A 14437-nucleotide genomic window follows, 5' to 3' on the forward strand; every position below is an offset into this window, starting at 1 on the left:
TTTGAGAAGCTCGACGTCATGTTCCTCGGATTCCTGAGCTTCGTCCTGATCGTTGAAGGGCTTCGTATGTGTTAACAGGCTCTAGTTAAAACTTCTCTTGGCTGGATCAATGGTGTGTAGACGCTGTGGCGGGTGTCGCCTGCGCGCACCAAGGTGCTGCTGGTTGCATCGGCCTGGGTGCTGGTGGCCTGATCGAGCGCGTCCATTTCCCGCGGGGATAACGCTGCGCAAATGGCCTGGCCGTGGACTGCGCACTGGGCGCAGTCGGAGCCGCGCGCGTCGGTGCCCGATGCCGCGCTTGGCGCCGGCAGGTCGTGCTGGGGTCTGAAAGCTGCCGGTACAAGGAGCCACGCACTGCGAAGACGCATTCCAATGATACGTCATGCGGTCAGCGCCGCCGACAGCCGGTAGAATTGCGCGTTGGCCACATTGCCCTGCAGGAGTTTCGCTCGTGATCAAGCCCCGTACGCCGCCCGGCATCATGGAATTGCTGCCGCGCGAGCAGATCGCGTTCCAGCGCATGCTGGACGTCATCCGCCGCAATTACGAGCGGTTCGGGTTTCTGCCGGTCGAAACCCCGGTGTTCGAGTTGTCCGACGTGTTGTTGACCAAATCCGGCGGCGAGACCGAGCGCCAGGTGTACTTCGTGCAGTCCACCGGCGCGCTGGCCAATGCCGCCGCCGCGGCTGACGAGGGCGGCGAGGGCGGTCTGCCGGGTCAATCCCTTCCAGAGCTGGCGCTGCGCTTCGATCTGACCGTGCCGCTGGCGCGGTATGTGGCCGAGCACGAACACGATTTGAGCTTCCCTTTCCGCCGTTATCAGATGCAGCGCGTGTATCGCGGCGAGCGTGCGCAGCGCGGGCGTTTCCGCGAGTTTTATCAGTGCGATATCGATGTGATCGGCAAGGACGCGTTGAGCATCCGCTACGACGCCGAAGTGCTGGCGGTGATCCACGCGGTCTTCGCCGAGCTGGGCATCGGCGAATTCAAGGTGCAGTTGAACAATCGCAAGCTGCTGCGCGGTTTCTTCGAAAGCCTGGGCGTAGCCGAGGGGGAGCTGCAGCTGGCCGTGTTGCGTGAGGTCGACAAGATCGACAAACGTGGCGCCGATTACGTGCGCGACACGCTGGTGGGCGAAGGCTTCGGCATTGCGGCTGAGCAGGTCGACAAGATCCTCGCCTTTGTGGCGGTGCGCTCGAACGGGCATGCCGATGCGCTTGCGCAGCTGCAGGCGCTGGAGGCCTCGGTGGGTGCCAGTGCGACGCTGGGCGAGGGTATCGCCGAATTGCGCGAGGTGCTGGAGCTGGTCAAGGCGCTGGGCGTGCCAGAGCGCGCGTACTGCCTGAACTTCTCGATCGCGCGCGGGCTGGACTACTACACCGGTACTGTCTACGAGACCACGCTGACCGACCACCCGCAGATCGGCTCGATCTGCTCGGGCGGTCGCTACGAGAGCCTGGCCAGCCACTACACCAAGTCCAAGTTGCCGGGCGTGGGCATTTCAATCGGCCTGACCCGTTTGTTCTGGCAGTTGCGCGAGACAGGGCTGATCCAGGGCATCGCCGAAAGCAGCGTGCACGCGATGGTCGCGCTGATGGACGAGTCGCGCCTGGATGACGCGCTGGATATCGCGCGCCGGCTGCGCATCGGCGGCATCAACACCGAAGTGCAGATGGAGCCGAAGAAGATCGGCAAGCAGTTCCAGTACGCCGCACGCGCAGGCATCCGCTTTGTGGTGCTGGCAGGCGACGACGAACTGGCGCGCGGCGTGGTAGCGGTCAAGGATCTGGTGCGCGAGCAGCAGTTCGAGGTCGCCCGCGACGAGCTGGCCAGCACCTTGCTGGTCGAGCTGGAACAGGCCAAGGCGATGCTGGTGGCTGGTGGCATCAAGGGCGATTGACGCGGGCTGGGCCAGCTAGCAAGTGTGTCAGGCTGGTACAGCCAGTTGCCGCGCCGACCGCCGACCGAAGCAAGCCAGATCCACTGGCGCCTCGGTGTCAGTGGGTTTGTCGTTTCTGATCCGTCGCACGATCCGGGACTTCTCTGAACGCTCTGCCCGTCAGGCTTGTCTCATGGCATGCGTCTGCGTTAATGTAATAACACGCTATTACATTAACGCAATGAAGCAACGACCTGCCCCCCGCGAAAGTGCCGATGCCGCCGCCTCCCTCAAGATGCTGGCCGATGCCTTGGCGTGCCTGAAAGAGCCTGGCGCGGTCGAGGCCTTTTTGCGCGATCTGTGCACGCCCGCCGAGCTGGAGGCCATGTCCGACCGTTGGCGCGTGGTGCCCTTGTTGATCAAAGGCGTGCCATATCGCGAAATCCACGAGCTGACCCAGGTCAGCGTGACCACCATCGGGCGCGTTGCACGCACCCTGGACCATGGAACCGGCGGCTATGCCGCGGCTCTGCGCGAGCAATCTTCGCGCCCTGTCGAATCCCACTGAGAGAACAAGATGAGTGCTTCCACGGCAGCGCCGGCACGTGACCGGTTGCGTATCGCCATTCAGAAGAGCGGCCGTCTGGCCGAACCGGCGCGCAGCCTGCTGGCGGCCTGCGGGTTGAGCTGGCGGCAGAGTCGCGACAAGCTGTTCTGCTACGGCGAATCGCTACCGGTGGACCTGCTGCTGGTGCGTGACGACGACATCCCCAGCCTGATCGCCGATGGCGTCTGCGACCTGGGCATCGTCGGCCAGAACGAGCTGGAAGAGCAGGCCGCCGAGCGCCGCCGCAATGGCTTGCCGGCCGCGTATCACGCGGTGCGGGGGGTCGGCTTCGGCCAGTGCAGGCTGATGCTCGCGGTGCCGGAAGAGTGGGACTGGCAGGGCGTGGCGCAACTGGCCGGCAAGCGTATCGCCACCAGCTACCCGGCGATCCTGGCCGATTGGCTGGAGCGTCAGGGTATCAATGCGGCGGTGGTGGAATTGTCCGGCTCGGTGGAAATCGCCCCGCGTCTGGGCACCGCCGATTTGATCTGCGATCTGGTCTCCAGCGGCGCCACCTTGGCCGCCAATCAGCTCAAGCCGGTGGAACTGGTAATGGAAAGCGAAGCGGTGCTGGCCGGTGCCGTGCGCGAGCCGGCCGATGCGCGCGCCGCGTTGCTGGCGATGCTGCTGCGGCGCATGGACGGCGTGCTCAAGCTGCGCGACAGCAAGCTGTTGATGTTCCGTGCCAAGCAGGACAACGTGGATGCGCTGCGCCGCCTGCTGCCCGATGCCGAGCCGCTGGTGCAGCTGCCCGACGATGGCAACGGCGCGCTGCGCCTGCAGACCATGTGCCATGGCGCGGTGACCTGGCAACGCCTGGAAGAACTCGAACGCGCAGGTGCGCAAGGCTTGATGGTGTTGACGGTGGAGCGCTCGCTGGCATGAAGATTCTCGATTGGTCCCAACTCGATGCTGCTGCGCGCAGCCAGGCGTTGACCCGCCCGGTACAGACCGTGGCCACGCAGACCCGCGATGTGGTGGCTGCATTGATGACCGATGTGCGCGCACGTGGCGATGCGGCGTTGCGCGAGATCACCGCGCGTTTCGATGGCGTGACGCTGGACAGCTTCGCCGTGAGCGAGGCTGAATTCGCCGCCGCCGAAGCGGCGGTGGCGCCTGAATTGCGCCAGGCCATGCAGGACGCCGTGGCGCGGATCGACACTTTTCACCGCGCCGGCATGAGCGACGGCTATGCGGTGGAAACCGCGCCGGGCGTGGTGTGCGAAAAGATCGTGCGGCCGATCGGCCGGGTCGGCCTGTACGTGCCGGCCGGCAGCGCGCCGTTGCCGTCGACCGCGCTGATGCTGGGCGTGCCTGCGCGTCTGGCCGGTTGCCGCGAGGTGGTGCTCTGCACGCCGCCGCGCAAGGACGGCAGCGTCGATCCGGCCGTGTTGGTCGCCGCGCAGCTCACCGGCGTGCGCCGCGTGTTCAAGCTCGGCGGTGCGCAGGCGATTGCGGCGATGGCGTATGGCACCGAGTCGGTTCCGAGTTGCGACAAGTTGTTCGGCCCGGGCAACAGCTTTGTCACCGAAGCCAAGCAGCAGGTGGCGCAGTCCGGCGCGGCGGCGATCGACATGCCGGCCGGCCCGTCCGAAGTGCTGGTGATCGCCGATGCCGGTGCGCAGCCGGCCTTCGTTGCCGCCGATCTGTTGTCGCAGGCCGAACACGGCCCGGATTCGCAGGTATTACTCCTGTCCGACAGCGATGCGCTGATCGTGGCGGTACAAGTGCAGCTGGATACGCAGCTGGCGCAGCTCTCGCGCGCCGACATCGCGCGCCAGGCCTTGGCGCAATCGCGCCTGATCAAGGTGCAGACGCTGGACGAAGCGTTTGCGATCAGCAACCGCTATGCGCCGGAGCATTTGATTCTTGCATTGCGCGAACCGCGCGCGTGGTTGAGCCAGGTCGAAGCGGCCGGCTCGGTGTTTCTCGGCGATTACACCCCCGAAGCGCTCGGCGATTACTGCAGCGGCACCAACCACGTGTTGCCGACCAGCGGCGCGGCGCGCGCCTATAGCGGCGTGAGCGTGGCCAGCTTTCAGAACATGGTCAGCGTGCAGGCCGCAAGCAAGGCCGGCATCGACGGCATCGGCGCATGCGCATTGATTCTGGCGCACGCCGAAGGCCTGGATGCGCACGCCAATGCAGTGGCATTGCGCATGGGAGTTGCCGCATGAGCACGACATCGATTCTGGAGTTGGTACGCGAAGATCTACGCGCCTTCGCCGGCTACTCGTCGGCGCGCACCAGCGCGTTGCAGGGCGATGTGTGGCTCAACGCCAACGAGTCGGCATGGGGGAATCCGGCCGACCCGGGTGCCAGCACGCGGCGCTATCCGGATCCGCAGCCCAAAGGGTTGCGCGCCGCATTGGCGGAGTTGTACGGCTGCGCGCCAGAGCAACTGTTGATCGGCCGCGGCAGCGACGAGGCAATCGATCTGCTGGTGCGCGGCCTGTGCGTGCCAGAGCGCGATGCGGTAGTGGTGACGCCGCCGGTGTTCGGTATGTACGCGGTGTGCGCGCGCCTGCAGAACGCACCGTTGGTTGAGGTGCCGTTGGTGGATGGGCGCGATGGGTTTCATGCGAATATTCCGGCGATTGTCGAAGCAGCGCTGAGCTCGCGAGCCAAACTTGTGTTCCTGTGTTCGCCCTCCAATCCGGCCGGCTCGGCGATCAGCCTGGAAGATATCGAAACCGCCTTGCAGGCCTTGCATGGCAGGGCGCTGGTGGTGGTCGACGAAGCCTACGGCGAGTTCTCCGATGTGCCGTCGGCAGTGAGCTTGCTTGCGCGTTATGACAATCTGGCGGTACTGCGCACCCTGTCCAAGGCGCATGCGCTGGCGGCTGCACGTATCGGCAGCGTGATCGCCAATGCCGAGTTGATCGCCTTGCTACGGCGCTGCCAGGCGCCGTATCCGGTGCCGACCCCGTGTGCGGCGATGGCCGAGCAGGCCTTGTCAGCGCCGGCGCTGGAGGTCACGCGTCGGCGCATTGCAGAGGTTCGCAGCGAGCGCGCACGCGTGCACATAGCGCTTGAACAGCTTGCCGGTGTGCGTCAGGTGTATCCCTCGCAAGGTAACTTTTTGCTGGTGCGCTTCGATGATGCCGAAGCGGCGTTTCAGGCGCTGCTGGAGGCTGGCGTGGTGGTGCGCGATCAACGCGCGGTACCGCAACTGTTCGACGCACTGCGTATCACCTTGGGCACGCACGAGCAGAACGAGCGCGTGTTGAGTGCGCTGCAACGCAAGCAGGAGGCCGCCGCATGACCCCGATTCTTTTCGTCGACCGCGATGGCACGCTGATCGTCGAGCCGGCCGATTATCAAATCGACGCCTACGAAAAACTGCGCTTGGTCGACAACGTGATTCCGGCGATGCTGAAGTTGCGCGATGCCGGCTACCAGTTCGTCATTGTCAGCAATCAGGATGGCTTGGGCAGCGAGAGCTACCCGCGTGCGTCTTTCGATGGCCCCAACAATCTGATGCTGCAGATCTTCGCCAGCCAGGGCATCGTGTTCCGCGAAGTGCTCATCGACTGCAGCTGGCCGGCCGATAACGCGCCTACGCGCAAACCCGGCGTCGGTCTGATGGTGACGTATCTGCAAGACCGTACGATCGACTGGGCACGCTCGGCGATGGTGGGCGACCGCATCACCGACATCCAGTTCGCACAGAACCTCAATATCCGCGGTTTCCAGCTGCGCACCGACGAGTTTGGTGGCGAGTGGGATTGGCCCGGCATCGCACACGAGTTGGCCGATGCGCCGCGGCGCGCGGTGGTTCAGCGCAACACCAAGGAAACCAGAATCCGCGTCGAACTGGATCTGGATCGCGTGGCAGAACCGCACACCGCCACCGGCCTGCCGTTCTTCGATCACATGCTGGAGCAGATCGGCAAGCACGGCGGCTTTGCGCTGGATATCCGCGCCGAAGGCGATCTGCATATCGATGAGCACCACACCATCGAAGACACCGGTCTGGCACTGGGCCAGGCCTTGCGTGAAGCCCTGGGCGACAAGCGTGGCATCGGCCGTTATGGATTCGATCCGGTTGAGAGCCCGTGGCGCGTTGCCGGCGACACCGCGCAGCATGGCTTCACGTTGCCGATGGACGAAACCATCGCCAGCGCCGCGCTGGATTTCAGTGGCCGGCCGTACTTCGTGTTCGAAGGCGACTTCAAGCGCGAGCGCGTGGGCGATATGCCAACCGAACTGGTGCCGCATTTCTTCCGCTCGATCTGCGATGCCTCCGGCTTGAATCTGCACCTGAGCGTGCGCGGCGAGAACGATCACCACAAGGTCGAAGCCTGCTTCAAGGCCTTGGCGCGTGCGCTGCGTCAGGCAATCCGTCGCGAAGGCACCACGTTGCCCACCACCAAGGGTGCGCTATGAGCGATGTCGCGTTGATCGATGCCGGCGGCGCCAATCTGGGCTCGGTGCGCTACGCGTTGGAGCGGCTGGGCGTGGAAGCGCGCGTGGTGCGCGACGCAGAAGGCTTGCAGGGCGCGCAGCGCGTGATCCTGCCCGGCGTCGGCGCCGCGCCCGAGGCGATGTCGCGTTTGCGCGCACAGGGGTTGGTGGAGCCGTTTCGACACCTGCAGGTGCCGCTGATCGGCATCTGCTTAGGCATGCAGTTGTTGTTCGAGCATTCCGAAGAAGGCGATGTCGATTGCCTTGGCTTGCTGCCGGGCATCGTGCGGCACATGACGCCGGCGCTGGGTATTCGCGTGCCGCATATGGGCTGGAATCAGCTGGTGCCGATGCGCGAATCCGCGCTGCTGGCCGGGTTGCCGGAACGTGCCAGTGCGTATTTCGTGCATGGTTATGCCGCGCCGGTGACGGCCAACACCGTGGCCACCTGCGATCACGGCGGCCTGTTTACCGCAGTGGTGCAGCAAGGCCGGCGCTGCGGCGCGCAGTTCCACCCCGAGCGTTCGGCCGAGACCGGTGCACGCATCCTGCGCAATTTTCTTGAGATGAGCTTCCCATGAGTTTCACCGTTTACCCGGCGCTGGATATCCGCAACGGCCGCGTGGTGCGCTTGCTGCAAGGCGATTACGCGCGCGAAACGCAGTATGGCGACGACGTGCTGCCGCGTGCGCAGGCGTTTGCCGCTGCAGGTGCGCAGTGGATGCATCTGGTCGATCTGGATGCGGCAAAGACCGGTGGTTACACGCTGGCGACCACACTCGGCGAGATCGCGCGTGCCACCGGTTTGCAGGTGCAGACCGGCGGCGGTGTGCGCTCACGCGAGGATGTGGCGCGCATCCTTGATGCCGGCGCCGCACGGGTCGTGATCGGCTCGTTGGCGGTGCGCGACAGCGAGACTGTGATCGGCTGGCTGCAGGAATTCGGCGCCGATCGGCTGACCATTGCGCTGGACACGCGTCAGGACGCAAACGGCGTCTGGCAGCTGCCAGTGTATGGCTGGACCGAAGCGGCCGACGCCACGTTGGACCAGCTGGCCGTACGTTACGCGCAGGCCGGTCTGCAGCATCTGCTGTGCACCGACATCGCCTGCGACGGCATGCTGTCCGGCCCCAACATGGACTTGTATGCGCACCTGCGCACGCTGGCGCCGCAATTGCAGGTGCAGGTCTCCGGTGGCGCGCGCAATCTGGCCGATGTCGCCGCCGCCAAGGCCGCAGACTGCGCCGGTATTGTGCTCGGCAAGGCCTTGCTGGAAGGGCATCTGGCGTTAAAGGAGGCACTGGCATGTTGAGTCGTCGCATCATTCCGTGCTTGGATGTACGCGATGGTCGCGTGGTCAAAGGCGTCAAATTCCGCGATCACATCGACATGGGCGACATCGTCGAGCTGGCGCTGCGTTACCGCGCGCAAGGTGCCGACGAACTGGTGTTCTACGACATCGGTGCCAGCCCGGAAGGGCGCTCGGTCGATTACGCCTGGGTCGAGCGGGTCGCGCGCTTGATCGATATCCCGTTCTGCGTGGCCGGTGGTATCGGCGATGTGGAAACAGCGCGCGCCGTATTGCATGCCGGTGCCGACAAGATTTCGATCAACTCGCCGGCACTTGGCCGCCCGCAATTGATCTCCGAGCTGGCCGATGCTTTCGGCGTGCAATGCGTGGTGGTGGGTGTCGACTCGATTCTTGAAGAGGATGGTGAGTGGCGCGTGCGTCGCTATACCGGCGATCCGAGCAGGACCCAGGCCTTGCCGATGCGTACGCTGGATTGGGTGGCCGAAGCGCAGCGCCAGGGCGCCGGCGAGATCGTGCTCAACTGCATGGATAACGATGGCGTGCGGCGCGGCTACGACATCGCGCAACTGCGTCAGGTGCGCGCGCTCTGCCACGTGCCCTTGATCGCCTCGGGCGGTGCCGGCGAGATGCAGCATTTTGCCGATGTGTTCGACCAGGCCGATGTCGATGGCGCACTGGCGGCCAGCGTGTTTCATAGCGGCGCGATCCCGATCCCGGAACTCAAGCAATTTTTGCGCGCGCAACAGATCGAGGTACGTGATGGGCAGTAACGAGACGACAGCAGGCGACGCGCTCGCAGCGTTGGACTGGAGCAAGGGCGATGGCCTGTTGCCGGTGGTCGTGCAGGACGCCGACAACCTGCGCGTGCTGATGCTGGGCTACATGAATGCCGAAGCTTTGGCCGTCACACAACATCGCGGCGAAGTCACCTTCTTCAGCCGCAGCAAGCAGCGCTTGTGGACCAAGGGCGAGAGCTCGGGCAATGTCTTGCGCCTGGTGTCGATCGAGACCGATTGCGATGCCGACACGCTGCTGGTGCAGGCACGCCCGCATGGGCCGACCTGTCATCTGGGCCGCACCAGTTGTTTCCAGGCCGCGCCAGGCCAATTCCTTGGCAGCCTGGACGCCTTGATTGCCGCACGCGAACACGAGCGCCCGCTGGGCAGCTACACCACCCAGTTGTTCAAGCAGGGCATCCGCCGTATCGCGCAGAAAGTGGGCGAGGAAGGCGTGGAAACCGCACTGGCCGGCGTGGTGCAGGGCGATGACGAGTTGCTCGGCGAGTCGGCCGATCTGCTGTATCACCTGATCGTGCTGCTGCGCGCGCGCGGCCTGGGCCTGGGCGATGCGGTGGCGTTGCTGGAATCGCGGCATAAGTAGCGTGGTCTGGTAGGAGCGCACCTGGGCGCGATGGGGCGTTATCGATAATGCCCATCGCGCCCAGGTGCGCTCCTGCAGCGATGTGTCGCTGCCATGTCTCCATGTCTTGCGGCGTTCGAACCTGCATCGTGCGTTTCGCCACGGCAGGTACACTTTCCGCTGAATCTTCGCGCGGGAAAACGCATGCAGCTTCGCTTCGCTCTCTTTGCACTGGGTTGGCTCGCGGGAAGCGCGTACGCACGCGATGCCGTGGTCGATGGCATCGTCTACGAAGAGCGCGACGTGCGTGCCGGACGCGGCGCCGATGAGCCGGGCATTGCCGATGTGAAAGTTTCCAACGGCGAGCAGTTGGTGCGCACCGACGCGCAAGGCCGCTATCGCTTGCCGGTGTGCGACGGGCAGACCGTGTTCGTGATCAAGCCGGGCGATCGCAGCTTGGTGACCGCCGCCGACGGCCTGACTGGGTTCTGGCGTCACGACGTGCCTAACGGGTCTGGCAAGCGCAAATACCGCGGCATCGCCGCAACCGGGCGCAACACGCAGCACTGGGATTTCGCGCTGACCCGGCGCGCCAGTGCCGGCACCAAGGGTTTTCAGATGCTGGTGTTCGCCGACATCCAGACCGCCAGCCTCGTCGACGTGGGCTATTACCAGCGCGACATCGTTGCCCCGATCGTGGGCAAGACCTCGGCGACGCTGGGCACCACGCTGGGCGATATCGTCAGCGACGATTTGAGCTTGTATCCGGCCTTGAAGGGGTTGTACGCCGGAACCGCCGAAATTTCTGTCATCCCAGCTCTAGCCCGGCCACGAGTGCGTCCAGGTCGATCATCTTGCCGTCGCTCTGGAAGGTGTAATGCCCGTTCAGCAGGATGTGCCGCCAGGCCGCCAGGCCGCCGGTGACATCTGGGTAATGAGCGCTAGCGCCTTGGCGTTCCCGCTGGCCTCGTACTTCGTCAGCAGCCGCGACAGGATGGCCGAGTTGTAGTAGATGAACGCATTGGCGATCATTCTGGCGCATTGGTTGCTGATTTGGATCTCGATGTCGGTGCGCCCGGTCAGTTCCTTTTTGCCGCCGACCTGAGCGATGGTCGAACGTAGCTGGTGGTAGGACTCGATGCGGTTTTGCGAGCGATGTACGTTGCGCTCCAGTTGAGGGTCGCGCAGATAGCGCAGCGTGTGGATGCTCCGGATGAGCTTATCGAACTCGAACACCGCCCGCCGCGTCGGATTTGGCGCGGTGTAAGTGCACAGCTTGCGGATCAGTGTGCCCTGCGTCATCTCCTTCAGCCCGAGCGTGGCCACGATCTGATCGAAATTCGGCTTCTCGCTGATGATGAGATCTCGGTCGATTCTCCCGACCGGCCGGATCTGGCACTTCTCGTACAGCGCCGGATCGTTGGCGCAATACAGTTTCTGTAACTGGCCTTCCATGTCGGTGAAGCGCGGCTCGAAGCGCAGGCCGAACCAGTGCAGGACGGCGAAGTTGGCCTTGTTGACGCTGTGCATATCGCCGGTGATCGCGGTCGGCACAATGTTCGAGGTTTTGCGATACCAGATATCGAACACGTGGTGACCTTCGTAATCGTGTGCGCCGATCAGGTAGCCATGGAGCGGTACGTGGTTGCACAGCAGTGTGTAGGCGACGACACCCTTGCCACGCCCGAAGTACTTACGCGAATAGCGCGCCTTCACGGTCGGCCGCTCAACGCCGAACTTCTGACCATCGACGGCACCGTACAGCGTATCCAGGTCGAACGAGTAATGCGGGAAGATCGGCAGCGCGGCGATTGCGATGCTGATGTAGTCGTTGGCCGCGTGCAGCGATGCCTGGCGCAGGTATTGCTGATAGTTGCTTTCCAGGACGTGGTAGGGGATGTCGCTGGTGCGTGCCATGACCTGATTGCCGTGGTTCATGGCTTGGGCGATGATGACCGCCATCAGGATGTCGGCATCGGCCATCTTCTTCGCGTAGCGCGGCTGCAACGGCGCCAACGCTGACAGGAAGTGGCACTGGCCGTTGACAAAACGAAATACGTTGGCCACGTCGCAAAAGGGCAACTGCTCGTACAGTGCATGCTCGCGTGGCTTCTGGTTCTCGCTCTTTGGCCTGCGCCACGTTAGTGTTTTCGTGTGCTTGTCATATTCAAGGTGCGTTAGCTTGCCTTGTTTGAGTTCGCGATTAAACGCCAGCCATTGCGTGTGCAGATCGGCCGCTAGCGCATCGAGCTGGGCATCGACCGGCTGCCGCAGGAAGGGGATGTCCATCTGCGCGAGCACGTCGGCCGTCTCATCCATCGAAACCAGCTCGTCGGAGAAATGACGGTGCTGCAAACTGTCGCCGAGGTAGAGTTCACCAGACTGGAAGCGCTTCCTGACCTGACGGTACAGCCAGAATTCGTAGCGATCAGCGTGAAGGCCAGTCGGCTTGCCATCGGCATCAGAGGTCAGCAGGTACGGCCGCAAGCGTTTCGGCAGCGTGGCTGCTGGACATTCGGCGAGCGGCCGTTGCGATAGGCGCTGCTGTTTGGCGAACACGCCTTTGGCCCAGGCCAGAGCCAGCAGCCACGGGCGTCCGGGTTGGTGCCGGCGAGGTCGAGCGCGACGTACAGCGGTCGAAGATGCAGACGGATGCGCTCGGCCAGGCCGTCCACCGCCTGCCAGTGCAAAGCCAGTTTGCTCACCGGCTTCCGTCGATGTAAAGCGACAGCAGGCGGCCGACCTGCGGCGTGTCTTGCTGACGGCGCACCTGCTCGGCAACGAAGGACTGCTTTGCGCCCGCACTGCTCTCGTCCTCCAACTGTCGGTTTCGGTCAACGCTAGGTATTGCAGCCGCTGGGTCGTCGAAATCCGGCAGGCCGTACAGAGCTTCCTGCTCGGCGTCCGACAGGACGGTCAATCGTTCACTCTTGGCTGTCATCGCGATGACGCTCCCCGGGAACCCATCTAACCGACCCGTGCCAGGGTCTCGATCAGCGTAGTTCGCTTGACTCCAAAGTTGCGGCATACCGCCGCCTTGGACATACCGCCATCGAGTGCGGCGACGATGGCGTCCAGCTTCTCGCCGATGATCGCCTGCGGCCGGCCACCGATCCGGCCGCGTTTGCGTGCAGCGGCCAGGCCAGCGACGACGCGCTACTGGATCAAGGCGCGCTCAGACTGCGCGAGCACGCCGAATACCTGGAACAGGAATTTTCCCGAAGGCGTCGTGGTGTCCAAGTTCTCCGTCAGCGAGCGGAACGCCACCCGTTTGTCCTTGAGCGAGGTCACGATGGCGGGCAGGTGCGACAGTGAGCGGCCGAGTCGGTCGAGCTTCCACACGACCAGCACATCGCCGGAGCGGACGAATTCGAGCGCCCGCGCCAAGCCGGTGCGGTCATCCTTGGCGCCGGAGGCGCGATCCTCAAACAGGTGACGCGGATCGACACCGGCGGCGAGCAGTGCATCGCGCTGCAGGTCCGTGCTCTGGCGGTCGGAATCCGACGAAACGCGTATGTAGCCAACCAACATAGGCGGATAACCATCGGGGATAGGTTTCCGTATGGTAGTGCGTGACGACAGAGTTTCCCGCACAATTTTGAGGCTGCCGGGAGGTTCGTGCAGGCGACTGTTGCATAGGTGCCGCAAAACACTTGTTTTGCGGCATGCCGCCACCTCGATACCACCAGCCATCAGGCCGATGGTTAAAATCGATCAAGCAGCTGTTCGCCTGAGTTGGGGCGGCCATCTCGTCTCCCCGTTTGCCCACTGTTTCGTTGACCAGACAGTCGATATCAACTTGCCAACAGCGGTCGTTTGCGCACCTCGTGGACCAGCTGAGGACGTGACCGCAACTGGCCATTTGACACCGACGCCAGGCTGGCTACACCCCACCCCCTCCAGCAGGCCTTCGTGGCCGTTGGTCCAACTACTGATTACAAAGACGCTTCAGCCTCTTGTGAGAGTTGGTACCAGAGGACAGTTCACCAACTCAAGGGCGGGCGACCCAAGGCGTCCAGTCGCTCTGCGTCTTCCAGGATCGCTGTTGTCGTGCGCGGCGAAATGGGCTGCGCTTCATCCAGCCCGTAGGCTTGCCGCGCAGCATCGGCGGCTAAAGCCTCACGCGTCCGTGGTGAGTACTCTTGCAGTCTTTGACGCGTGCCTTCGGCAAGATCTGGGGCGATGACCGGCATCGAGGAAAAGATGTAGCCAGGCGCATGCTTGGCATGCTTAGCAAGAAAGACTGCCTCCAAGTCGCGCGCATACGCATGCCGCGCAGTTTGCGGGTCCTCGATCTGAGCCCTGGATGCGTTTGTCCTGTCCAGCGCTTCGATTGCGTCAGGATTTTCGAATCGTTCAACTACAGTGGTGGTCGTTCCGTACGTTTCGGCCCAGCGCGAATCCCCTAGTCGCACGGCTGGACCATCGCACCACGAGTCAAGGACCACCGTGGATTCGTCCGCTTCTGTCGCGCCTGGTGGCTGGTAAAGCGCGTAGATGTGGGGCACTCCGTAGTCACGTACGGTCATCACCTTCCCGCCGTCCTCCATGCGGACGGCATGTTGGCGTGCATTGATCGCTGCGTTCTCGTCACAATTGCCAGCCCCAAAAGCCAGCGCGCTTCCTGCCCATGAATTCTGGTCATTTTTACCGAGTTCGTGGGACAGAGCGCTGTAGACGGCGCTCTGTTTGTCGCTGAGCTGCAGATCGCTATCGACATTGCCTCGTCCACGGTGCAATGCGAGTCGTGTCTCGTGCACCGTCGCTGTGGCGTCGGCAAGGCGTTGACGGTCGCTAGGGCCTGTTAACACATACGAAGCCCTTCAACGATCAGGACGAAGCTCAGGAATCCGAGGAACATGACGTCGAGCTT

The 14437-nt window shown here is 63.7% G+C and carries 13 protein-coding genes and 2 pseudogenes; 11 read left to right on the top strand and 4 right to left on the bottom strand.

What is annotated here, in order from left to right; translation table 11 throughout:
* Window positions 1-451 precede the first annotated feature (451 nt).
* The 11 genes and pseudogenes from hisS to XpopCFBP1817_RS15230 form a co-directional block, all read left to right on the top strand.
* A complete protein-coding gene (gene hisS, locus XpopCFBP1817_RS15180) occupies window positions 452-1900 on the top strand; it encodes a histidine--tRNA ligase (RefSeq protein ID WP_128417740.1) in 1449 nt (482 codons plus the stop codon).
* Window positions 1901-2120: 220 nt separating this feature from the next.
* The gene (locus tag XpopCFBP1817_RS15185; RefSeq protein ID WP_128417741.1) at window positions 2121-2447 is read left to right on the top strand and encodes a YerC/YecD family TrpR-related protein; all 327 of its coding nucleotides are present in this window, start codon (window positions 2121-2123) and stop codon (window positions 2445-2447) included.
* Window positions 2448-2456: 9 nt separating this feature from the next.
* Window positions 2457-3371, top strand: a complete 915-nt coding sequence (gene hisG, locus XpopCFBP1817_RS15190; RefSeq protein ID WP_128417742.1) for an ATP phosphoribosyltransferase — start codon at window positions 2457-2459, stop codon at window positions 3369-3371.
* Window positions 3368-4663 (top strand): histidinol dehydrogenase, encoded by a 1296-nt coding sequence (gene hisD / locus XpopCFBP1817_RS15195; protein WP_128417743.1) that lies wholly within the window; start codon window positions 3368-3370, stop codon window positions 4661-4663. The genes hisG and hisD overlap by 4 nt, the downstream gene beginning before the upstream one ends.
* On the top strand, window positions 4660-5751 hold the full coding sequence (gene hisC, locus XpopCFBP1817_RS15200) for a histidinol-phosphate transaminase (RefSeq protein ID WP_128417744.1): 1092 nt from the start codon (window positions 4660-4662) through the stop codon (window positions 5749-5751). Before hisD ends, hisC begins: the two co-directional genes overlap by 4 nt.
* Entirely contained in the window at window positions 5748-6875 is a 1128-nt protein-coding gene (gene hisB / locus XpopCFBP1817_RS15205) for a bifunctional histidinol-phosphatase/imidazoleglycerol-phosphate dehydratase HisB (protein ID WP_128417745.1), read from the top strand. Before hisC ends, hisB begins: the two co-directional genes overlap by 4 nt.
* Window positions 6872-7474: an imidazole glycerol phosphate synthase subunit HisH gene (gene hisH, locus XpopCFBP1817_RS15210; RefSeq protein ID WP_128417746.1), complete on the top strand. Its 603-nt coding sequence runs from the start codon at window positions 6872-6874 to the stop codon at window positions 7472-7474. Before hisB ends, hisH begins: the two co-directional genes overlap by 4 nt.
* A complete protein-coding gene (gene hisA, locus XpopCFBP1817_RS15215; protein ID WP_128417747.1) occupies window positions 7471-8205 on the top strand; it encodes a 1-(5-phosphoribosyl)-5-[(5-phosphoribosylamino)methylideneamino]imidazole-4-carboxamide isomerase in 735 nt (244 codons plus the stop codon). The genes hisH and hisA overlap by 4 nt, the downstream gene beginning before the upstream one ends.
* Window positions 8199-8975, top strand: a complete 777-nt coding sequence (gene hisF / locus XpopCFBP1817_RS15220) for an imidazole glycerol phosphate synthase subunit HisF (RefSeq protein WP_128417748.1) — start codon at window positions 8199-8201, stop codon at window positions 8973-8975. Before hisA ends, hisF begins: the two co-directional genes overlap by 7 nt.
* Window positions 8965-9585, top strand: a complete 621-nt coding sequence (gene hisIE / locus XpopCFBP1817_RS15225) for a bifunctional phosphoribosyl-AMP cyclohydrolase/phosphoribosyl-ATP diphosphatase HisIE (protein WP_128417749.1) — start codon at window positions 8965-8967, stop codon at window positions 9583-9585. Before hisF ends, hisIE begins: the two co-directional genes overlap by 11 nt.
* A gap of 183 nt (window positions 9586-9768) precedes the next feature.
* Window positions 9769-10338 (top strand): annotated as a pseudogene (locus XpopCFBP1817_RS15230) (metallophosphoesterase N-terminal domain-containing protein); the annotation flags it as partial.
* A gap of 34 nt (window positions 10339-10372) precedes the next feature.
* Here the strand turns inward: XpopCFBP1817_RS15230 and XpopCFBP1817_RS15235 are convergent.
* From XpopCFBP1817_RS15235 to xopE, 4 genes and pseudogenes are all read right to left on the bottom strand, one after another.
* Window positions 10373-12391 (bottom strand): annotated as a pseudogene (locus tag XpopCFBP1817_RS15235) (Tn3 family transposase); the annotation flags it as partial.
* A 140-nt stretch (window positions 12392-12531) separates the two neighbouring features.
* Window positions 12532-12705 carry a hypothetical protein gene (locus XpopCFBP1817_RS24055; protein ID WP_425479122.1) on the bottom strand — a complete coding sequence of 58 codons (174 nt, stop codon included), beginning with the start codon at window positions 12703-12705 and terminating at the stop codon, window positions 12532-12534.
* A 15-nt stretch (window positions 12706-12720) separates the two neighbouring features.
* Window positions 12721-13095, bottom strand: a complete 375-nt coding sequence (locus XpopCFBP1817_RS15240) for a recombinase family protein (protein ID WP_425479119.1) — start codon at window positions 13093-13095, stop codon at window positions 12721-12723.
* A 452-nt stretch (window positions 13096-13547) separates the two neighbouring features.
* A complete protein-coding gene (xopE, locus tag XpopCFBP1817_RS15245) occupies window positions 13548-14375 on the bottom strand; it encodes a XopE/AvrPphe family type III secretion system effector (RefSeq protein ID WP_425479120.1) in 828 nt (275 codons plus the stop codon).
* Window positions 14376-14437 lie beyond the last annotated feature (62 nt).

The organism is Xanthomonas populi (assembly GCF_002940065.1).
Lineage (GTDB): Bacteria > Pseudomonadota > Gammaproteobacteria > Xanthomonadales > Xanthomonadaceae > Xanthomonas > Xanthomonas populi.

Coding starts and splice junctions, on each gene's coding strand:
- XpopCFBP1817_RS15185 (WP_128417741.1), top strand. CDS start 2,121: ATGAAGCAACGACCTGCCCCCCGCGAAAGTGCCGATGCCGCCGCCTCC.
- hisG (WP_128417742.1), top strand. CDS start 2,457: ATGAGTGCTTCCACGGCAGCGCCGGCACGTGACCGGTTGCGTATCGCC.
- hisD (WP_128417743.1), top strand. CDS start 3,368: ATGAAGATTCTCGATTGGTCCCAACTCGATGCTGCTGCGCGCAGCCAG.
- hisC (WP_128417744.1), top strand. CDS start 4,660: ATGAGCACGACATCGATTCTGGAGTTGGTACGCGAAGATCTACGCGCC.
- hisB (WP_128417745.1), top strand. CDS start 5,748: ATGACCCCGATTCTTTTCGTCGACCGCGATGGCACGCTGATCGTCGAG.
- hisH (WP_128417746.1), top strand. CDS start 6,872: ATGAGCGATGTCGCGTTGATCGATGCCGGCGGCGCCAATCTGGGCTCG.
- hisA (WP_128417747.1), top strand. CDS start 7,471: ATGAGTTTCACCGTTTACCCGGCGCTGGATATCCGCAACGGCCGCGTG.
- hisF (WP_128417748.1), top strand. CDS start 8,199: ATGTTGAGTCGTCGCATCATTCCGTGCTTGGATGTACGCGATGGTCGC.
- hisIE (WP_128417749.1), top strand. CDS start 8,965: ATGGGCAGTAACGAGACGACAGCAGGCGACGCGCTCGCAGCGTTGGAC.
- XpopCFBP1817_RS15240 (WP_425479119.1), bottom strand. CDS start 13,095: ATGTTGGTTGGCTACATACGCGTTTCGTCGGATTCCGACCGCCAGAGC.